The organism is Gellertiella sp. DMC107, from assembly GCF_056313605.1.
In genome coordinates this window covers 344815-366234 of record NZ_JBQUZZ010000001.1, presented here as the reverse complement: position 1 = coordinate 366234, position 21420 = coordinate 344815, and the positions used below count along the sequence as shown (strand labels likewise).

General features: G+C 62.9%; 17 protein-coding genes. All 17 read left to right on the top strand.

The window, feature by feature from the left end:
- The first annotated feature begins 12 nt into the window (after window positions 1–12).
- Window positions 13–1038: a 16S rRNA (cytosine(1402)-N(4))-methyltransferase RsmH gene (gene rsmH, locus ACT54B_RS01635; RefSeq protein WP_476042372.1), complete on the top strand. Its 1026-nt coding sequence runs from the start codon at window positions 13–15 to the stop codon at window positions 1036–1038.
- A gap of 2 nt (window positions 1039–1040) precedes the next feature.
- Entirely contained in the window at window positions 1041–1559 is a 519-nt protein-coding gene (gene ftsL / locus ACT54B_RS01630; RefSeq protein WP_476042370.1) for a cell division protein FtsL, read from the top strand.
- Window positions 1559–3292 carry a peptidoglycan D,D-transpeptidase FtsI family protein gene (locus ACT54B_RS01625; RefSeq protein WP_476042368.1) on the top strand — a complete coding sequence of 578 codons (1734 nt, stop codon included), beginning with the start codon at window positions 1559–1561 and terminating at the stop codon, window positions 3290–3292. The genes ftsL and ACT54B_RS01625 overlap by 1 nt, the downstream gene beginning before the upstream one ends.
- Before the next feature lie 80 nt (window positions 3293–3372).
- Complete coding sequence (locus tag ACT54B_RS01620; RefSeq protein WP_476043463.1) at window positions 3373–4833, top strand: UDP-N-acetylmuramoyl-L-alanyl-D-glutamate--2,6-diaminopimelate ligase; 1461 nt, start codon at window positions 3373–3375, stop codon at window positions 4831–4833.
- Complete coding sequence (locus ACT54B_RS01615) at window positions 4830–6263, top strand: UDP-N-acetylmuramoylalanyl-D-glutamyl-2,6-diaminopimelate--D-alanyl-D-alanine ligase (RefSeq protein WP_476042366.1); 1434 nt, start codon at window positions 4830–4832, stop codon at window positions 6261–6263. Before ACT54B_RS01620 ends, ACT54B_RS01615 begins: the two co-directional genes overlap by 4 nt.
- A 14-nt stretch (window positions 6264–6277) precedes the next feature.
- Complete coding sequence (gene mraY, locus ACT54B_RS01610) at window positions 6278–7378, top strand: phospho-N-acetylmuramoyl-pentapeptide-transferase (RefSeq protein ID WP_476042364.1); 1101 nt, start codon at window positions 6278–6280, stop codon at window positions 7376–7378.
- A 4-nt stretch (window positions 7379–7382) separates the two neighbouring features.
- Window positions 7383–8777: a UDP-N-acetylmuramoyl-L-alanine--D-glutamate ligase gene (gene murD, locus ACT54B_RS01605; RefSeq protein WP_476042363.1), complete on the top strand. Its 1395-nt coding sequence runs from the start codon at window positions 7383–7385 to the stop codon at window positions 8775–8777.
- 14 nt (window positions 8778–8791) lie between these two features.
- Window positions 8792–9946, top strand: coding sequence for a putative lipid II flippase FtsW (gene ftsW / locus ACT54B_RS01600; protein ID WP_476042361.1), 1155 nt, complete (start codon window positions 8792–8794; stop codon window positions 9944–9946).
- A gap of 12 nt (window positions 9947–9958) precedes the next feature.
- Window positions 9959–11083, top strand: coding sequence for an undecaprenyldiphospho-muramoylpentapeptide beta-N-acetylglucosaminyltransferase (gene murG / locus ACT54B_RS01595; protein ID WP_476042360.1), 1125 nt, complete (start codon window positions 9959–9961; stop codon window positions 11081–11083).
- Window positions 11080–12495, top strand: coding sequence for a UDP-N-acetylmuramate--L-alanine ligase (gene murC / locus ACT54B_RS01590; protein ID WP_476042358.1), 1416 nt, complete (start codon window positions 11080–11082; stop codon window positions 12493–12495). The genes murG and murC overlap by 4 nt, the downstream gene beginning before the upstream one ends.
- Complete coding sequence (gene murB, locus ACT54B_RS01585; protein WP_476042356.1) at window positions 12492–13454, top strand: UDP-N-acetylmuramate dehydrogenase; 963 nt, start codon at window positions 12492–12494, stop codon at window positions 13452–13454. The genes murC and murB overlap by 4 nt, the downstream gene beginning before the upstream one ends.
- A 143-nt stretch (window positions 13455–13597) precedes the next feature.
- Window positions 13598–14467 carry a calcium-binding protein gene (locus ACT54B_RS01580; protein ID WP_476042354.1) on the top strand — a complete coding sequence of 290 codons (870 nt, stop codon included), beginning with the start codon at window positions 13598–13600 and terminating at the stop codon, window positions 14465–14467.
- 190 nt (window positions 14468–14657) lie between these two features.
- The gene (locus tag ACT54B_RS01575) at window positions 14658–15545 is read left to right on the top strand and encodes a calcium-binding protein (protein ID WP_476042353.1); all 888 of its coding nucleotides are present in this window, start codon (window positions 14658–14660) and stop codon (window positions 15543–15545) included.
- Window positions 15546–16126: 581 nt separating this feature from the next.
- On the top strand, window positions 16127–17053 hold the full coding sequence (locus ACT54B_RS01570; RefSeq protein WP_476042352.1) for a D-alanine--D-alanine ligase: 927 nt from the start codon (window positions 16127–16129) through the stop codon (window positions 17051–17053).
- A 71-nt stretch (window positions 17054–17124) separates the two neighbouring features.
- Window positions 17125–17973, top strand: a complete 849-nt coding sequence (locus tag ACT54B_RS01565) for a cell division protein FtsQ/DivIB (RefSeq protein WP_476043461.1) — start codon at window positions 17125–17127, stop codon at window positions 17971–17973.
- On the top strand, window positions 17970–19301 hold the full coding sequence (gene ftsA, locus ACT54B_RS01560; RefSeq protein WP_476042350.1) for a cell division protein FtsA: 1332 nt from the start codon (window positions 17970–17972) through the stop codon (window positions 19299–19301). Before ACT54B_RS01565 ends, ftsA begins: the two co-directional genes overlap by 4 nt.
- Window positions 19302–19357: 56 nt before the next feature.
- Window positions 19358–21175 (top strand): cell division protein FtsZ, encoded by a 1818-nt coding sequence (ftsZ, locus tag ACT54B_RS01555; RefSeq protein WP_476042348.1) that lies wholly within the window; start codon window positions 19358–19360, stop codon window positions 21173–21175.
- Window positions 21176–21420: the final 245 nt, after the last annotated feature.

Sequence of the window (21420 nt, the reverse complement as noted above, 5' to 3'; positions counted from 1 at the left end):
CGAGGTTACGCGATGGCGTCAAAAGCGGACGGGGAGCAATCCCGGCCCGGGGAGGAGGCTGCGCGCCACATCCCCGTCATGCTGGCGGAAGTGCTTCAGGCACTGGAACCGGCGGAGGGCAAGGTCATCCTGGACGGCACCTTCGGGGCGGGCGGCTATACGTCCGCCATCCTGCGGGCGGGTGCACGGGTTGTCGCGCTGGATCGCGACCCGACGGCAATTGCCGGCGGGCAGGGGCTCCTGGCGGCAAGCGCCGGCCATCTCGATCTCATCCATTCCGAATTCTCCCGCCTGGCCGAGCACGCGCCCGATGGGGGACTCGACGGCGTGGTGCTGGATATCGGCGTCTCCTCGATGCAGATCGACGAAGCCGATCGGGGCTTTTCCTTTCAGAAGAACGGCCCGCTCGACATGCGCATGTCGGGCGCGGGCGTTTCGGCGGCGGATGTGGTGAACCGGGCAAAGGTGTCCGATCTCATCCGCATCTTCGGGTTCCTGGGCGAGGAAAAGCAGGCCGGGCGCATCGCCCGCGCCATCGAGAAGCGGCGTGAGCGGGAGCTTTTCACCACCACGCGCGATCTGGCCAATCTCATCGAACTGACCACGCCCCGCAAGGCGAAGGACAAGATCCACCCGGCCACGCGGGTGTTCCAGGCGCTGCGCATCTTCGTGAATGACGAGCTTGGTGAACTGGGCCGGGCGCTGCTCGCGGCGGAGCAGGCCCTGAAGCCGGGCGGACGGCTCGTCGTCGTCACGTTCCACTCGCTCGAAGACCGTATGGTCAAGAAATTCTTCGCCGACCGCTCCGGCAAGGCTGCCGGTTCGCGGCACATGCCCATGGTGGAGGATCGACCGGCGATCTTCACCCCCGTGGGCAAGGGTCTTGTCGTGGCGAGCGAGGCGGAAGCCGACCTCAATCCCCGGGCGCGCTCCGCGAAGCTTCGGGCGGGAATCCGCACCGAGGCTCCGGCCGGCAAGGCCGATCTCTCCCTCTTCGACCTGCCGTCGCTTGCGACGCTTGAAAAGCTCGGAGGCTGATCATGCTCAGAACCTTTGACATCATCCTCGTCGTGGTCATGACCGGCGCCGCCACCGTGACCTATTCGATCAAGCACCGGGCAGAGCTGAAGCTCGAGGAAGTGCGCAAGATCGAAGCGGAAATTCGCCTGGAAAAGGATACGATCGATCTGCTCAAGGCCGACTGGGCGCTGCTTTCCCAGCCAAACCGCCTGCAGAAGCTGATCGATGCCTACAGCACCGACCTCGCCCTGGTTCCGACCGCCTCCACCCAGCTCGCCCGACCCAACGAGCTTCCCATGCTCAAGGCGGATGTTCCGCCTCCGCCGGAAGACAAGAAGAAGGGCAAGGATGGCAAGACCAAGGGCGGCGCGTCGGCCACGGGCGTTCCGGTCGCATCCGCCAAGGGGGTGCCGGCGCAGGATGACGTGGCCGCCATCATCTCCGGCGGCCAACAGCCCGCTTCGCATGAACAGGCTCCGGCAAACTCCGGCGCCGAATATGAAACCGACGATATGTCAACCGGATCGGTGGAACAGTAATGTCTTTTCTCTCCCGTATCATGGTGGTCAAGAGCAAGGCGCATTTCTCTGCCGGAGGCAGCCGCGCTCCCGAAGCCTTCGAGGGTGCCCGCAAGAAGAAGCAGAAGCAAACGCGCAGCCGTCTGGTCATCATGATGGGCGCGTTTTTCGTTGCCTATGGCATCATCGGCGGACGGCTGGTGCAATTCGGCGTGACCTCGCCGGAAGAGGTCTCGGCCATTCCGCCGGCGGACCGGCTGATGGCCTCGCGTCCCGACATTCTCGACCGGAACGGCGAAGTGCTGGCCACCGATGTCCGGACCGTTTCGCTCTATGCCGAACCCCACAAGATCGTCGACGTGGATGAGGCTGTGGAGCTCCTCAATTCCGTCCTGCCCGATCTCGACGTGAAGGGGACCTACAAGAAACTGTCCTCCAAGTCGCACTTCCAGTGGCTTCGCCGCCAGCTGACCCCGAAGCAGCAGAACCAGATCCTGGCGCTCGGCATTCCCGGCATCGGCTTCCGCCCGGAAAAGCGCCGCTTCTATCCGGGCGGTCCGACGGCTTCGCATATCATCGGCCATGTGAACATCGACAACCGCGGTATTGCGGGCATGGAAAAATATATCGACGGACAGGGACTGGCCGATCTCGCAGCCGTCGGGATGACGAGCAATGCGCCGCTGGAGCCCGTCAAGCTGTCGCTCGATCTGCGCGTCCAGAACATCCTGCGTGAGGAGCTGGTGTCGGCGAAGGAGCGCTACAAGGCGCTGGCCGCCGGTGGTGTGGTCCTCAACATCCATACGGGCGAAGTCCTCGCCATGGCGTCGATCCCGGATTACGACCCGAACAATCCGGTGCAGGCCCTCGAGAAAGACAACATGAACCGCATGTCGGCGGGCACCTATGAGATGGGCTCGACCTTCAAGACCTTCACGACCGCCATGGCGCTGGATAGCGGCAAGGTCAAGCTGACCGACAGCTTCGACGCCCGTAACTCCATTACCATCGGTGGCTTCACCATTCACGATTTCCACGCCAAGCATCGTATTCTGAGCGTGCCGGAAATCTTCATCTACTCATCGAACGTCGGCACCGCCCGCATGGCGGATCTGGTGGGGATCGATGCTCACAAACACTTCCTGACCCGCATGGGGCTTCTGTCGCGTATGCAGACGGAGCTGCCGGAAGTGGCGACCCCGACCCAGCCGAAGGTGTGGAAGAAGATCAACTCGATCACGATTTCCTTCGGCCACGGCGTCTCCACGACGCCGCTGCAGACGGCGGTTGCCGCCGCGGCGCTGATGAACGGCGGCAAGCTCATTCCGCCGACCTTCCTGCCCCGGACCGAAGAACAGGCGGACCAGCTTGCCGAGCAGGTGGTCAAGCCCACGACTGTCGAGGACATGAAGACCCTCTTCCGGATGAATGTGACCAACGGTTCGGGCAAACAGGCCGCGGTGGCCGGCTTCGACGTGGGCGGCAAGACGGGCACGGCCGAGAAGGTCGTCAACGGGCGCTACAGCTCCGACCAGCGGTTCAACGCTTTCCTCTCGGCGTTCCCGATCGACAAGCCGGAATATATCGTGCTGGTGGTCGTCGATAATCCGCAACCGGAAAAGCCGGGTGTGGGCGCTACGGCCGGTTCCAATGCGGCACCGACGGTTGGCCGCGTGATCAGCCGTACGGCAGCCCTTCTCGGCGTCAAGCCCAAGTTCGGGCCGGATGGAAATGCCTTGCTGATGTCTTATTGAACGATAGACAATCGCGAGGATCGATTCGGGCCCGGAAGACCTCTCTTCCGGACCTTCAAGCAAAAGAAAAGTGCATGGCGATGAAACTGAAAGACCTGTGCGGAAACCATTTCGCTGAACTTCAGCCACAGCTGACGGGTTCCGCAGGCGATATCGATGTGACGGGCCTCAGCGCCGACAGCCGGGACATCAAGCCCGGCATGCTGTTCGTCGCTCTCTCGGGTTCCAAGGCGGATGGTGCAAAGTATATCGAAAGCGCGGTCAAGAACGGCGCTGTTGCCGTCGTGGCCTCCGGCGACCAGTCTGCTCCGGTGCCTGTGCTGAAGGTTGCCAATCCGCGCCTCTATCTCGCCCATGCCTCTGCACGCTTCTTCGGTCGTCAGCCGGAATGCATGGTGGCTGTTACCGGAACGGCCGGAAAGACCTCGGTTGCTTCCTTCACCCGGCAGATCTGGGCGCATGCGGGGCACGCCGCCGCGCAGATCGGCACGACCGGCGTCATCTCTCCGAAGCGCAACGATTATGGTTCGCTGACCACCCCCGATCCGGTGTCGCTGCACCGGCTGCTTGCGGAACTCGCCGACGAGGGCGTGACCCATGCGGCCATGGAAGCCTCAAGCCACGGTCTCGACCAATATCGTCTCGACGGCGTGCGGCTTGCGGCAGGGGCTTTCACCAATCTCGGCCGCGACCATATGGATTATCACCCCGACATGGACGATTACATGCGGGCGAAGATGCGGCTTTTCGTCGATCTTCTGCCGAAGGGTGCGCCAGCGATCATTTTCGCGGACGACCCCTGGACGGAAAAGGCGGTTGCCGCCGCCCGGCAGGCCGGATGCGACGTGCGCACCGTCGGTCGCAACGGCGATTATATTTCGCTGAAGCGCGTGGAGCATTTCCGTCACAAGCAGGTGGCCGAAGTGCATGTGGGCGAAGAAATCTTCGAGGTTCACATTCCTCTGGCCGGCGATTTCCAGATCGCAAATGCGCTCGTCTCGGCCGGGCTTGCCATGTCGACCGGCGTTCCGGCTGCCGTGGCCATGAAGGCCCTCGAAAAGCTGGAAGGCGCCTCGGGGCGTCTCGAACTGGTCGGCAAGACCCGGGATGGGGCGCTGGCCTATGTGGATTATGCCCACAAGCCGGATGCGCTTGCCAATGTTCTTTCTTCCGTTCGTCCCTTCACCACCGGTCGGGTGATCGTCGTCTTCGGCTGCGGCGGTGACCGGGACAAGGGCAAGCGGCCCCTGATGGGCGAGATCGCCACCCGTCTGGCCGACGTGGCCATCGTGACGGACGACAATCCGCGCACCGAAGTGCCCGCGACCATCCGGTCCGAAATCATGGCCGCCGCCAAGGGCGCCCGGGAAATCGGCGATCGGGCAGAGGCCATCCGCCAGGCGGTCGCCATGCTGAAATCCGGCGACACGCTGATCGTCGCCGGCAAGGGACACGAGGAGGGGCAGACGATCGGCACCGAGACATTCCCCTTCTCCGATCATGCGGAACTGCGCAAGGCGCTGGAGGGTCTGGAAGAATGACGCTGCTTTGGACCTGCGATGAAATGGTAAAGGCCATGAATGGCCGTCCGGTGGGGCAGATGCCGGCCGGTATCACGGGCATTTCCATCGACAGCCGTTCCATTGCCGAGGGCGAGGCCTTCTTCGCCATCAAGGGCGACCGGGTCGACGGCCATAATTTTGCGTCCGTCGCGGTGGCCAATGGCGCGGCCCTGCTCGTCGTGAGCGAGGCAAAGCTGCCTGCGCTCGGCCGCCTGACGGTTCCGATGATCGTGGTGGACGATGTGCTGGAATCGCTGGCCCGTCTCGGCGTGGCCGCGCGCGAGCGCATCCCGGGCAAGGTGATTGCCGTCACCGGCTCGGTCGGCAAGACGACGACCAAGGAAATGCTCCGCCATGTGCTCACACCCTCTGGCAAGGTGCACGCCTCCGTCGCCTCCTTCAACAATCACTGGGGCGTGCCGCTGACGCTGGCCCGCATGCCTGCCGATACGGATTTCGGCATTTTCGAAATCGGCATGAACCATTTCAACGAGATCCGGCCGCTGGTGAAGCTGGTGCAGCCGGATATCGCCATCATCACCAATATCGGCGCTGCCCATCTGGGCAATTTTTCCAGCCTGGATGACATTGCGGTCGCCAAGTCCGAGATCTTCGAAGGCCTTGTTCCCGGCGGGACGGCCCTGATCAATCGCGACAGCGCGCAATTCGAGATCATGGAACGCGCGGCGCAGGTTGCGGGCGTCTCTCATCTGCTCACCTTTGGGGCCAATGCCCGGGCAGACTACCGCCTTGCCGAGTTCGATGGTTCCGCCAGCGGGTCGACCGTCTGGATGCAGACCGGCGGAGCCACCTACGAACTCTCCGTCGGAGCGCCCGGCCGGCATATTGCGGAAAATGCGGTGGCGGTCCTTGCCATTGCTGCGCTGGCCGGTGCGGATTTCGAGCGCGCAAAGGCCGCTCTCGCCACGCTGAAGCCGGAAAAGGGCAGGGGTGCGCAGCACCGTCTGTCGATCCCGGGCGGCACGATCACGCTGATCGACGAAAGCTATAATGCCAATCCCTCCTCGATGAAGGCCGCGATCGCGCTTCTGGCCGGAACCGCGCCGTCAGGAGAGGGGCGTCGCGTCGCCATTCTGGGCGACATGCTGGAAATGGGCGAGTTTTCACCGCACCTTCACGCCGAGCTCGCCGAACCGCTGAAGGAAGGCGGGATCGAGGCTGCCTGGCTGGCGGGGCCGGACATGTCCTATCTTCGCGAAGCGCTGACCGCTCCCATCGATGTCGAATACCGGCCCAAGGTCGAGGATCTCATTCCCTTCGTGCTGACCTCTGTCCGCCCCGGCGACGTCCTGATGGTCAAATCCTCGAAGGGAACGGGCTGCGGCCGGATCGTCGATGCACTCATTCAACAGTATCCCGCCGCATCGTCGCCGGGCGAAACCGCTTAAGGGGAAGGGCAAGAATGCTCATCTGGCTCGTGCAACTGGAGGCCTATATCCAGGCCTTCAACCTGTTCAAATACATCACCTTCCGGACTGGCGGCGCGCTTTTCACCTCCGCGCTTGTGGTTTTCCTCTTCGGGCCGCGCATCATCGATTCGCTTCGCATTCGCCAGGGCAAGGGCCAGCCGATCCGCGCCGACGGGCCGCAGACCCATTTCAAGAAGGCGGGCACGCCGACCATGGGCGGGCTGATGATCCTTGCGGGTATCGTGGTTTCGGCGCTTCTGTGGTCCGATCTTTCCAACGTCTACGTGGTGACGACGCTGCTCGTGACGCTCGGCTTCGGCGCCATCGGTTTCTATGACGACTATCTGAAGGTCACCAAGCAGAGCCATCTCGGCCTTTCGGGCAAGGCGCGCCTCGGCATCGAATTCGCCATTGCCGGCATTGCCGTCTATTTCATGATGCAGTCGGCCTATCATTCCGGCCCGCGCGGCCCGGAATTCGCGACGGCGGTTGCCTTCCCCTTCTTCAAGGATCTCTTCCTGCATCTCGGCATCTTCTTCGTGGTCTTCGGCGGTTTCGTCGTCGTTGCCGCCGGCAATGCGGTGAACCTCACCGACGGACTCGACGGTCTTGCCATCGTGCCTGTGATGATTGCGGCTGCCTGTTTCGGCGTGATCGCCTATCTCTCGGGCAATGCGGTCTTTGCGAATTACCTGCAGATCAACTTCGTGCCCGGAACGGGGGAACTGTCCGTCATCCTCGGCGCGGTCATCGGGGCCGGCCTCGGCTTCCTGTGGTTCAATGCGCCGCCGGCCGCCATCTTCATGGGCGACACTGGTTCGCTGGCGCTCGGCGGCCTGATCGGCTCCGTCGCCGTCGCCACCAAGCATGAGGTGGTCATGGTCATCATCGGCGGCCTCTTCGTGATGGAAACGCTCTCGGTGATCATCCAGGTCGGCTTCTTCAAGATGACCGGCAAGCGCGTCTTCCTGATGGCGCCGATTCACCACCATTTCGAAAAGCTCGGCTGGACCGAAAGCCAGGTGGTGGTGCGTTTCTGGATCATCGCCGTGGTGCTGGGCATGATCGGCCTCTCCACCCTGAAGCTGCGGTGAGGCCATGATCCCGATTTCCACCTTCCGCGGCCGCAAGGTCGCCCTGTTCGGTCTCGGCGGTTCCGGTCTTGCGACGGCGCGTGCGCTCGTTGCCGGCGGGGCGGATGTGATCGCCTGGGACGACAATCCGGACAGCGTGGCGAAGGCTGCCGCTGCCGGTATCGGCACGGCCGACCTGCGCGGGATCGATTGGCCCGCACAGGCGGCCTTCGTGCTGTCGCCGGGTGTGCCGCTGACCCATCCGAAGCCGCACTGGACGGTGGATCTGGCGCGGGCCGCAGGCGTGGAAATCATCGGCGACGTGGAGCTCTTCGTGCGGGAGCGCCGGGCGATCGAGCCCGGTTGTCCGCTGATTGCGATTACGGGCACCAACGGAAAGTCGACCACGACAGCCCTGATCGCCCATATCCTGAAGGCCGCCGGGCGCGACACGCAGTTGGGCGGCAATATCGGCACGGCCATTCTGACGCTCGACCCACCGGCGGCGGGCCGCTACTACGTGATCGAATGTTCGTCCTACCAGATCGATCTGGCGCCGACGCTCAATCCGACGGCGGGCATCCTCCTGAACCTTACCCCCGATCATCTCGACCGGCATGGCACCATGCAGCACTATGCCGATGTCAAGGAACGGCTGGTGGCGGGCAGTGATGTGGCCGTTGTCGGCGTCGACGACAGCTATTGCTCGGTGATCGCCGACCGGATCGAGAAATCGGGCCGCAAAGTGGTGCGGATCTCGCGCCGTCACCCCCTGCCGATGGGGCTCTACGCGGAAGGCTCCCATATCCTCAGCGCCGAACAAGGGCGCGTGGAGCGTATTGCGGATCTCGATGGTATCCAGACGCTGCGCGGCAGCCATAATGCCCAGAATGCCGCTGCCGCCATCGCGGCCTGTCTGGCCGTCGGGCTGACGGCTGCGGACATTTCTGCCGGCCTAGCCTCGTTCCCCGGTCTCAAGCATCGGATGCAGCCGATCGGCCGAATCGGCCATACCGTCTTCGTCAATGACAGCAAGGCGACCAATGCGGATGCGGCGGCGCCCGCCCTTTCGAGCTACGAACGGATCTACTGGATCGCAGGAGGCCTGCCGAAGGCGGGCGGTATCGCCAGCCTTGCGCCTTTCTTTCCGCGGATCGCCAAGGCCTATCTGATCGGCGAGGCGGCGCCCGAATTTGCGGCGACGCTGGGCGAAGCCGTTCCTTACGAGATTTCCGGCACGCTGGAGCGGGCGGTCGCCCATGCGGCGGCGGATGCGGCGGCGGACGGGCAGGCCAGCGCGGTCATGCTCTCCCCGGCCTGCGCAAGCTTCGACCAGTACAAGAATTTCGAGGTCCGGGGCGATGCCTTTGTCGTCCATGTGGCGGCGCTTGAGGGCGTCACCATGCTGATCACGTCCTGAAGGGGGTAAGAACAATGGTAAGCCGCGCGGAACGGGGACCGATTGCCGACTGGTTCTGGACCATCGACAGGTTTTTCCTGGCAACCTTCATCCTCCTGATGGGGATCGGGTTCATGCTGTCCTTTGCCGCCTCTCCGGCGGTGGCGGAGCGCATCAATCTGGAGCCTTTCTTCTTCGTCAAGCGCCATGCGGCCTTCCTGCTGCCGGGTCTCGGCTTGATGATCGGGCTTTCCTTCCTGACCCCCCGGCAGGTGCGCCGCACGGCCATCATCCTGCTCATCGTCTCGCTGGGCATGATGCTGCTGGCGCTGTTCTTCGGGCAGGAAGTGAAAGGCGCGCGGCGCTGGATCACGCTGGCCGGCATTTCCATCCAGCCTTCGGAATTCATGAAACCGGCCTTCGTGGTCGTCTGCGCCTGGCTTTTTTCCGAGCATGCGCGGCAGCCGGAAATTCCCGGCAATCTCTTTGCCATCATCCTGTTCGGTATCGTCGGGGCGCTCCTCGTCGCGCAGCCGGACCTTGGCCAGACCATTCTCACCAGTGCGGTCTGGGGCGGCATGTTCTTCATGGCCGGCATGCCCTGGCTCTGGATCATCGTGCTTGGTTCGCTCGGTGTCGGCGGATTCGTGGCGGCCTATTATGTCTTCCCGCACGTGGCCGGCCGTGTCGACCGCTTCCTGACGGGGGAGGGCGATACGTTCCAGGTGGACACCGCCCGCGAGGCGATCATCCGCGGCAACTGGACCGGCCAGGGGCCGGGCGAAGGCGTGGTGAAGCGCATCATCCCGGACGCGCATACCGACTTCATCTTCTCGGTGGCGGCGGAGGAATTCGGCATCATCTTCTGCATGATGCTGGTGGCCATCTTCGCCTTCGTGGTGCTGCGCGGCTTGCGTCATGCCTTCCGGGAGCAGAATGATTTCAATCGCTTTGCCGTTGCCGGCCTCGTGCTGCAGTTCGGCATCCAGTCGATGATCAATATCGGCGTGAACCTGCAGCTGCTGCCGGCCAAGGGCATGACCCTGCCGCTGATTTCCTACGGCGGATCGTCCATGCTGGCGATCTGCGTGACGGCCGGCTTCATTCTGGCGCTCACCCGCCACCGCCCGGAAAAGCGGTCGCTGGACCGCAGCCTGTTCCGGGCCGTGCAGGGCGTTCCCGCCGAATAAGGACTTTCCTCCATGACCCAACCCCTCATTCTTCTTGCCGCCGGTGGTACCGGCGGCCATCTGTTTCCGGCCGAGGCGCTGGCGCATGCCCTGAAGGCGGAAGGCTACCGGGTGCATCTCGTCACCGACAGCCGCGCCGAGCGCTTTGCCGGGAAGTTTCCCGCCGACGAGATCCATGTGGTGCCTTCGGCCACCATCGGTTCCAAGAACCCGGTGGCGCTTGCGAAATCCTTGTGGCAGCTGTGGAGCGGCTTTCGAAAGGCCAAGGCGCTGATCCGGCGGCTGAAGCCTGCGGCCGTGGTCGGTTTTGGCGGCTATCCCACCGTGCCGCCGCTGATGGCTGCAAGCGGGCTTCGCGTGCCGACCCTGATCCACGAGCAGAATGCGGTGATGGGACGGGCGAACCGGCTGCTCGCATCCCGCGTCAACGCCATCGCGGGCGGATTTCTGCCGGAAAATGCCGGGGAATTCGCGGCGAAGACGGTAACGACCGGCAATCCGGTGCGACCCGCGGTTCTGGCCGCCGCCGAAAGGGCCTATATGCCCTCGGGCGGGGACGAACCTTTCCATCTGGTCGTGTTCGGCGGAAGCCAGGGCGCGCAGTTCTTCTCGTCCGCCATTCCCGAAGCGATCGCGCTTCTCGATGCCAGCCAGCGCCAGCGGCTGCGGCTGACCCAGCAGGCCCGGCCCGAGGACCAGCAGGCGGTCATCGAGCGGTATGCGGGACTTGGGATCAAGGCGGAGGTTTCGCCCTTCTTCGGCGACATGGCGGAGCGGATCGCGGCGGCGCAGTTCCTGATCACGCGCTCCGGCGCTTCCACGGTGTCCGAGATTTCCGTGATCGGCCGCCCGGCGATCCTCGTGCCCTATCCGCATGCGCTCGACCATGACCAGGCGGCCAATGCCGCGACGCTGGCGGCCAAGGGTGGCGCGAAGGTGATCCCGCAGGCGCAGCTTTCGCCGGAAACCCTGTCAGCGCTGATTCACGACGCCATGAACGAGCCGGAACGCATGGCAAAAATGGCCGCCCAAGCCAAAGCCGCCGGCAAACCCGATGCCACCGGCTTGCTTGCCCGGCTGACCGGGTTTATTGCGGCAGGTAAGACCATGACGGAATTCAAGAGGGTTAGAACATGAAGATGCCGAAGGCCATCGGCCTTGTCCATTTCATCGGTATCGGTGGTATCGGCATGAGCGGCATTGCCGAAGTGCTTCACAATCTCGGCCACAAGGTGCAGGGATCCGACCAGTCCGACAGCGCCAATGTGCAACGGCTCAGAGACAAGGGTATTCCCGTCTTCGTCGGCCACAAGGCGGAAAACCTCGGCGAGGCGGAAGTGGTGGTCGTGTCCACCGCGATCCGCAAGGACAATCCGGAACTGGTGGCTGCCCGCGAAAAGCTTCTGCCGGTCGTGCGGCGCGCCGAAATGCTGGCCGAGCTGATGCGGTTCCGCAATGCCATCGCCATCGGCGGCACCCATGGCAAGACCACGACCACCTCCATGGTCGCGACACTGCTCGAAGCCGGCAATCTCGACCCCACCGTCATCAATGGCGGCATCATCAATGCCTATGGCACCAATGCCCGCATGGGCGAGGGCGAGTGGATGGTGGTGGAGGCCGACGAGAGCGACGGCACCTTCCTGAAGCTGCCGGCCGACGTGGCTGTCGTCACCAATATCGATCCCGAGCATCTCGACCATTACGGCAATTTCGACGCGGTGCGGGCGGCCTTCCGCCAGTTCGTGGAAAACGTGCCCTTTTACGGCTTCGGCGTGATGTGCCTCGACCATCCGGAAGTGCAGTCGCTGGTGGCCAAGATCGAGGACCGCAAGGTCATCACCTATGGCGAGAACCCGCAGGCCGACGTGCGGTTCATGAATGTGCGCTACGAGGGCACGCGCTCCGTCTTCGACGTGGAAATCCGCCGTCGACGCACGGGCAAGACCTTCCTGCTGAAAGAGCTGGCCCTGCCGATGCCCGGCCGGCACAATGTCTCGAACGCCACTGCAGCGGTGGCGGTCGCCAACCGTCTCGGCATTTCCGACGAGGATATCCGCAAGGGTCTGGCGAGCTTCAGCGGCGTCAAGCGCCGCTTCACGCTGACCGGCGAATGGAACGGCGTCCAGGTCTTCGACGACTATGGCCACCACCCGGTGGAAATCCGCGCCGTCTTGAAGGCCGCCCGCGAAGCCTGCAAGGGCCGGATCATCGCCGTGCACCAGCCGCACCGCTATACCCGCCTGTCCTCGCTGATGGAGGAGTTCTCTGGCTGCTTCAACGATGCCGACAGCATCATGATCGCCCCCGTCTATTCGGCGGGCGAAGAGCCGATCGAGAACGCCAATTCCGAAGTGCTGGTCTCGCGCATCAAGGCGGGCGGTCACCGCGATGCCCGTTTCCTGCCATCGCCGGACGGTCTGGCGGAAATCGTGGCACAGATTGCGTCGCCGGGAGACTTCGTCGTTCTTCTCGGTGCTGGTAACATCACTGCCTGGGCGGCGGCACTGCCCAAGGAACTGGCAGCCAAGGCAGGGCAGAAGGCATGAGACAGGTGAATGGTGAAGAACTTCTGGCGCGGCTGGGATCGGGCGTGGACACGCTGCGCGGGCGGCTGACGCCCGATGCCCCGATGGACCGCATGACCTGGTTCCAGGCCGGCGGCCCCGCGGAACTTCTCTTCCAGCCGCAGGACGTGGACGATCTCCAGACCTTTCTGAAAATCCTCCCCGAGGACGTGCCGCTGACCGTGGTCGGCGTGGGCTCCAACCTGCTCGTGCGCGATGGCGGTATCAAGGGTGTCGTGGTCCGGCTGTCCGCCAAGGGCTTCGGCAGCATCGAGGATGCGGGCGAAAACCGCCTGCGCGCGGGCGCCATCTGCCCGGACAAGAACGTGGCCGCCCATGCCATGGATCGCGGCCTCGGCGGCTTCCACTTCTATTATGGCATTCCCGGTTCCATCGGCGGGGCGCTGCGTATGAATGCGGGTGCCAATGGTGCCGAGACCCGGGAGCGGGTCGTGGAGGTCGAAGCACTTGATCGCAAGGGCAACCGGCATGTGCTGACCAATGCCGACATGGGCTACAGCTATCGCCATTCCTCCGCGCCGGCCGACCTGATCTTCACCCATGTGACCTTCGAGGGCTATCCGGAAGACAAGGCGAAGATCCGTGCGGATATGGATGCGGTGCGCCATCACCGGGAAACGGTGCAGCCCGTGCGCGAAAAGACGGGCGGCTCGACCTTCAAGAATCCCGAGGGGCATTCCGCCTGGCGTCTGATCGACGATGCCGGCTGCCGGGGGCTGATGATCGGCGGCGCGCAGATGTCGTCTCTTCACTGCAATTTCATGATCAATACCGGGCAGGCCACAGCCTACGATCTCGAATATCTCGGCGAAACCGTCCGCCAGCGCGTGTACGAAACATCCGGGATCCTGCTCGAATGGGAAATCAAGCGTCTCGGCAAATTCATTCCGGGTCGGGAAGTCCTGGCTTTCCAGGCGTGATATCAGAAAGAACCGGCCGGACCTCGGAAACCGGGGTCCGGCATATTTTATTTTAAATTACGCAAAAACAATATAATGTGTTGATTTGAGATCGGCGAGCGGCCGCTCCGTTGCGGAAGCGCGATACTTCAGGAGAAATTTTCATGGCTACCATTACGGCTTCTTTTCAGTTCGACATGCAGTCGCTCAACCTGAACCGGCTGTCGGCAGGTACTTACGATTTCTGGGACAATGAATATGCCGCTTATGGAAACAAGGTCTATCAGGATGTCTTCAGCTTCAATTATGCCGCCTATCGCTACGGCATATTCGGTGGAACCGGATTTGCCGTCGACCTGTTCAATCGGGTGAGCGGCACCGTTCAAGGCTATGCCGAACTCTATGGACAGAGCACGCTCTTCACGGTCGAGAACTTCAGCTACAGCGCTGCAGCGATGCTCAAGGCCATTTACAGCCCTTCGACCGTGGATGACTTCGCGATTTTCCGTGCCATCCTTGCCGGGGCAGACAAATTCTACCTTTCTTCCGGCAACGACCGTGCCCATGGCTATGGCGGCAACGACATGATGCGTGGTTATGGCGGGGCCGATCAGCTTTACGGCGATGCCGGCCAGGACCAGCTTTATGGCGAAGGCGGCGATGACTGGCTCTCGGGCGGCGAGGGCAACGATACCTTGGCGGGGGGCTACGGCTTCGACAGCTTCGTCTTCGATACGCGGCCGAATTCCGCGAGCAACCGGGATACGATCCTGGACTTTCTTCCCGGCGTGGATGCCATCGAGCTGGAGAATGCGATTTTCACCCGGCTCGCCTATACGGGTTCCTTGCGTGCGGGCCATTTCGTCAGCAATCTCAGCGGTGTGGCGCGCGACGCCAATGATTACATCGTCTACGAGAAGGACACCGGAAAGCTGTTTTACGATGCCGATGGCAATGACAAGGGAGCTGCGATGCTGATCGCCATTCTTTCCAACAAGGCCTATCTGACCGCGGATGACATCTTTGTCATCTGAACGGGTGGGCCCGTTCCTATTGTCCATGGAGTCAACGGCAAGCCGTGGTTGCGGCGCAGGTCGCAGTTCCCTGCCAGGGGCCGCAGGGTAAACCATATTTCGAAATCACTTATTAAGGAATATTGAATCTTCCAAAGCGAGCCGCTAGTGTCCCTCCCGTGTTCAACACCTACACATTTTGGAGAGAGTTATGGCGACCATCATTGCAAATCAGGCCTTCAATTTCGACAACCTCGATCTGAACCGCTTCGTTCGTTACGGAACGGGGCAGGACCTGGTACAGGGTGCCAATGTCACGTTCAACAATATCAGATATGAGGACGTGTTTCAGTTCGACTACAATGCCGGGGAAAACCGTAGCGGTCTTTTCGGCGGCACCAATATCACCGCAGAAGAAGGCAAAGGGCTGACCGGTGGCACCGTGACCGGCTATGTGGAGCTGGATGCCAAGGGCAATCTTGCCTGGGCCGTGCAGGGCATGGAGATCAAGGCGACCGATCTGCACGCCACCATTATCACGGAAAGCACCAAAGACGATTACGCCCTGTTCGGCCAAATCCTGTCCGGCAACGATACCTTCCTTCTCTCCAACCAGAACGATCTTGCCATCGGCGGTGCCGGTAACGACCTGATGGAAGGCAATGGCGGCAATGACATCCTGGACGGAGACGTGGGCAACGACACGATCAATGGCGGTCTTGGCGACGATTGGCTGTTCGGCGGCGCCGGCAACGACACGTTGCGCGGCGGCGAAGGAAAGGACGTCTATATCTTTGACGCGGATCTGAACGGCAAGACGAACGTGGACACGGTCGTGTTCTACAGCGCCGTCTATGACACGATTGCACTGGAAAACTCGATCTTCACGAAGCTGAAGAAGACGGGTGAACTCAATCCGGGCAACTTCGCCAGCAATTCGGCAGGTGTCGCCAAGGATGCAACGGACTACATCGTCTATGAAACCGACACGGGCAAGCTTTTCTACGATGCCGACGGCAATGGAAAAGGCGCAGCCATTCTGTTCGCACAGCTGTCGAACAAGCCGGTGCTGGCCGCGTCCGACTTCCTCGTCATCTGATATCGTCTCTCCATCGACAGGGAATCGGCTGCCGGCGTGAAAACGCCGGCATATTTTCTGCGGCAGCCCTTGGTCGTCTCGATCCGGCCGGCGCTGGCTTCATGGCGGATTTTCCGGGCCGCACCGCCGATCCGGAGCGCCGCCCGGCCCGTCCACCGGGGGAGCGGGACTGTCCGTAGACCCTGCGGCGCCGTGCCCCTCGCAGGCCGCTTTCTTCCTCCGGCAGGTCTCGCAATTCGCCGCGCGGACAGGGGCCACCCAAGCGGTCCATTGGTATCGTTTTTCCTTGAACCAGCCACAACTCTCTGATTCTAAGGCAGGAATCGTCAGCGCCATGATTCGGTGCTGTTTCCTTCGGTTTGTCCGTGGCCGCGTTTTGCGGGAAGGGTCGGGTGACGTTGGGGGAGGCTTGCGAAAGCACAAAAAAATCTCGCATCCGGCCGCGGCGGTTAACGAAAGTAAACGCTTCATTAACCTTAATCAGGCTTTAGTGAGCTTTAAGAGTATGCGCCCATTCCTTCCAATCAGGTTGGCGCAAGAGCAGGGGACTAAACCGCAAGGTCGGTTTCAAGGAGTTCTGGATGAGTGCGAAGCATGTCGCTGTCCTGATGGGCGGATTTTCGTCGGAAAGGCCCGTCAGCCTTTCCTCCGGAAACGCCTGTGCGGATGCGCTGGAGGCCGAGGGCTTCCGCGTCACCCGCGTGGATGTCGATCGTGACGTGGCGTCCGTTCTCGGCGCGCTCAAGCCGGATGTGGCTTTCAACGCGCTGCATGGCCCCTATGGCGAGGACGGCACCATTCAGGGTGTGCTCGAATATCTGGAAATCCCCTATACCCATTCCGGCGTCCTGGCCTCTGCGCTTGCCATGAACAAGCAGGTGGCGAAAAGCGTCGTGGCAGCGGCGGGTATTCCCGTGGCCGAAGCACTCGTCACCGATCGCCATGCGATCGGTACGGAGCATCCGATGAAGCCGCCTTACGTGGTGAAGCCGGTCAACGAAGGCTCTTCCTTTGGCGTGGTCATCGTCAAGGAAGACCAGTCGCACCCGCCTCAGGTCATTACCTCTCCGGAGTGGCGTTATGGCGACCGTGTCATGGTGGAGCGTTATGTCTATGGTCGCGAGCTGACCTGCGGCGTCGTCAACGGCCGGGCGATGGGTGTTACCGAGATCATTCCGGTCGGCCACAATTTTTATGATTACGATGCCAAGTATGCGGCGGGCGGGTCGCGCCATGTGATCCCCGCAGCGATCCCGGAAGCCCTCTATGCGCGCATTCAGGAGCTCGCTGTTCGCGCCCACGAGGCCATCGGCTGCCGGGGCGTGAGCCGTTCCGACTTCCGTTACGACGACCGGTTCGGCGAAGATGGCGAACTGATCTGGCTCGAAATCAATACCCAGCCCGGTATGACGCCCACGTCTCTGGTGCCGGAAATGGCGGCGCACGAAGGAAAGAGCTTCGGCGCCTTTCTTCGGCTTCTCGTGGAGGATGCCTCATGCGCGCGCTGAAGAACGGTTCGAACCGGTTTGACGATCAGCCGGATGCTTACGCCGCTCCTCGCGAAAGGGAGCTTTTCGTGATGCCGCGCCCCTTCCGGCGCGCTTTCCGCTTCTGCATCAATCTGGCCTCGGGCCGGATCCATATTCCCAATCACACGGGCACCTTCTCAGCCTTCGCCTTCCTGGCGGCAACAGGCCTTTACGGCATGTCGCTGGGCGGCCATTCCCAGTCTGTCGCGCAGGCGACCACCACCGCCGCCGGCTTTGCCATCGAGGATGTGAAAGTCTCGGGCAACAGCGAGACGTCGGAGATCGACATTCTTGAAAAGCTCGGGCTGGACGGTGAAACCTCGCTGGTCGCCCTCGATATCAATGCAGCGCGCGCCCGGCTCGCCGAGCTGCCCTGGGTCGAGCAGGTGGAGCTGCGCAAGGTCTATCCCAGGACTGTCGAGGTCAATCTCAAGGAGCGCAAGGCCTATGCGATCTGGCAGCATGGCCAGGAGCTGTCCCTGATCGAGAAGAACGGTTCCGTCATCGAACCGCTCCGCGACAACAAGTTTACCGACCTGCCGCTTTTCGTCGGCCGGGATGCCGAAACCGCCGCCGCCAAGTTCGAGAAGGATTTTGCCGGTTGGCCCGCTATTCGCGATCAGGTCAAGGCCTATGTCCGCGTCGCCGGACGCCGCTGGGACCTGCATCTGAAGAATGGTGTGGTGGTGAAGCTTCCGGAAGTGGGCGTCGATCAGGCGCTGGCGCTTCTGACCCGCATGGATACGGAACAGCGTCTGCTGGAGCGCGACATCGTGGGTGTCGATCTTCGTCTGCCTGACCGCACTGCGATCCGTCTTTCACCGGGTGCCGTGGAGCGCCGCCAGGCCGCACTCGATGCCCGTACCAAGGCGCTGAAAAAACTGGGGAACCCGACATGAGCATCTTCGGCTCTTCTCATTTTGGTCTTCCGCGCCTGAAGCCGCTCTCGTCGCGGCGTTCGCATATCGTGTCGGTGCTGGATATCGGCTCGACCAAGACCGTCTGCATGATCGGCCGGCTGACTCCGCGCGAGGAAAGCGAAATCCTGCCGGGGCGCACCCACAATGTCGAGATCATCGGCATCGGCCACCAGCGTTCGCGCGGCATCAAGGCCGGCGTGATTGCCGATCTGGAAACGGCGGAAAGCGTGGTGCGTCTGGCGGTGGACGCCGCCGAGCGCATGGCGGGCCTGACCGTGGACAGCCTGATCGTCAATGTCACGGCCGGCCGTCTGGGTTCGGACATCTATACGGCGACCATCGATCTCGGTGGCCAGGAAGTGGAAGCGAGCGACCTGCGCAAGGTGCTCTCCGCGGCCTGCCAGCAGTCCATCCAGAACGACCGGGCGGTGCTGCATTCCATTCCCACGGGCTATTCCCTGGATGGTGAGCGCGGTATCCGCGATCCGCTGTCCATGTTCGGCGAAGCCCTCGGCGTCGACATGCATGTGGTGACGTCGGAGCGTACGGCACTGAAGAATCTCGAGCTCTGCGTCAACCGCGCCCATCTGTCGGTCGAAGGCATGGTGGCCACGCCCTATGCGAGCGGCCTTGCTGCCCTTGTCGACGATGAAGTGGAACTCGGTTGCGCCGCTATCGATATGGGCGGCGGCACGACGACGATTTCGGTCTTTGCCGAAGGGCGGCTGGTTCACACCGACGCCGTCAGCCTCGGCGGCCATCACGTCACGACCGATCTGGCTCGCGGCCTTTCCACCCGCATCGAGGATGCGGAGCGGCTGAAGGTGGTTCATGCCTCGGCGCTGCCCAATGCGGGCGACGAGCGCGACCTGATTTCCATTCCGCCGATCGGCGAGGACGATCGCGATCAGCCGACGCAGGTGCCGCGCGCGCTGGTTTCCCGTATCGTCCGGGCCCGAATCGAAGAGACGCTGGAACTGATCCGTGACCGCATCCAGCGTTCCGGTTTCAGCCCGATCGTCGGCAAGCGCGTGGTGCTGACCGGCGGCGCAAGCCAGTTGACCGGCCTGCCGGAAGCGGCGCGCCGCATCCTCGCCCGCAATGTGCGCATCGGCCGGCCGATGGGCGTTTCGGGCCTGCCGGCCGCGGCCAAGGGCCCGGCCTTTTCGACCGCCGTCGGATTGATGATCTATCCGCAGGTCGCGGAAATCGAGACACACGCGTCGCAGGGCGGTCTGCTCACGGCGCTTGGGGGTAGCAACAGCCGGATTGCCCGCATGGGCCAGTGGCTGAAGGAAAGTTTTTGAGATTGCATGAATTGGCCAGCATGGCGATGCGGCCATAAAGAGAAGGAATGGGTACGATGACCATTAAGCTGCAGAAGCCAGACATTACGGAGCTGAAGCCCCGCATCACCGTATTCGGTGTGGGCGGCGGCGGCGGCAACGCCGTGAACAACATGATCACCGCAGGCCTCCAGGGCGTCGATTTCGTCGTCGCCAACACGGATGCCCAGGCGCTGACCATGACGAAAGCCGAGCGCATCATCCAGCTCGGCGTCAATGTCACCGAAGGCCTCGGTGCGGGCTCGCAGCCGGAAGTCGGCCGCGCGGCTGCCGAAGAGTGCATCGATGAGATCGTCGATCACCTGAACGGCACCCATATGTGCTTCGTCACCGCCGGCATGGGCGGCGGCACCGGCACCGGCGCTGCACCGGTCGTGGCCCAGGCCGCCCGCAACAAGGGCATCCTGACGGTTGGCGTCGTGACCAAGCCCTTCCACTTCGAAGGCGGTCGCCGCATGCGCCTTGCCGAATCCGGCATCCAGGAGCTGCAGAAGTCTGTCGATACGCTCATCGTCATTCCGAACCAGAACCTCTTCCGCATCGCCAACGACAAGACGACCTTTGCAGACGCCTTCGCCATGGCCGACCAGGTTCTCTATTCCGGCGTCGCCTGCATCACCGACCTGATGGTCAAGGAAGGCCTCATCAACCTCGACTTCGCCGACGTTCGCTCGGTGATGCGCGAGATGGGCCGCGCCATGATGGGGACGGGCGAAGCGTCCGGTTCCGGCCGCGCCATGCAGGCCGCCGAAGCCGCGATTGCCAACCCGCTGCTCGACGAAACCTCGATGAAGGGCGCCCAGGGCCTGCTGATCTCGATCACCGGCGGCCGTGACCTGACCCTGTTCGAAGTGGACGAAGCGGCCACCCGTATCCGCGAGGAAGTGGATCCGGACGCCAACATCATCCTCGGCGCCACCTTCGACGAAGCGCTGGAAGGCATCATCCGCGTCTCCGTCGTTGCCACCGGCATCGACCGTGTCGCCGGCGAACAGCCGCACCAGACCTTCGACCCGCGCCTGGCGCAGAAGACGATTATTCGTCCCTCCGCGGCCGTTGCACCTTCCGCATCGGCCGCACCTCAGCCTGCGCATGTCATGCAGGCACCCAAGACCGTTGTCGACCCGATCGCGCACACCATCCGTCAGGCAGAAGCCGAGATGGAGCGCGAGCTGGATATCGCTCTCCGTCCCGTCGCCGCTGCCCCGCAGCCGGTCGCTCCGCAGCATCATGAGGACAGCTTCCGTCCGCAGAGCCGTCTCTTCAGCGGCGCTGCTCCGATCGATGCCCCGGTCGCCGTTCCGGTCAGCCCGGCTCCGGCCTTCCATGCCCAGCCGGTTCAGGCTCCGGTTGCCGCACCTGTGGCAGCGCCGGTCGCCGTTGCTCCGCAGCCGGCCGCTCCGGTCATCAGCCAGCCGCAGCCTGCTCCGCAGGTCATGCGCCAGGCCCCGGTTGCCGCTCCGGAAATCCGCACGACCATCGAAACGGCCCGCATGCCCCGCGTGGAAGATTTTCCGCCGGTCGTGAAGGCCGAGATGGATCACCGGGCACAGCCGCAGGCCCCCCAGGCCGAGGATCGTGGTCCGATGGGTCTGCTGAAGCGTATCACCAACTCGCTCGGCCGCCGCGAGGAAGAGGATCATGCCCATAGCGACATGACCGCCTCCGCTCCGAGCGCGGCTTCGCAGCAGCGCCGCGCGCTCTCGCCGGAAGCCAGCCTCTATGCACCGCGTCGCGGCAATCTGGACGATCACGGCCGTCCGGTCCCGCAGTCCCGGTCCAGCGAGGACGACCAGCTGGAGATCCCCGCCTTCCTGCGCCGCCAGTCGAACTGAGGCGTCAGGCGAGTCGAACATTGAAAGCCCGGACCCCACACGGTCCGGGCTTTTTTGCAATCTGCCGGTAGAGGGCAAAATGTTGATGAAAATCAAAACTTTGCTTTCGTAACAATTCGATAGAAACAGTGATTTGGAATGGACCAGTCCTTTCCGGTAAGTAGAGCGTCAAGGGAGTCGGCGGCAGAACGGATCGGGGGCGATCCATCTGTTTCGGGACAACAACAGACCGCGAGGGCAAATCT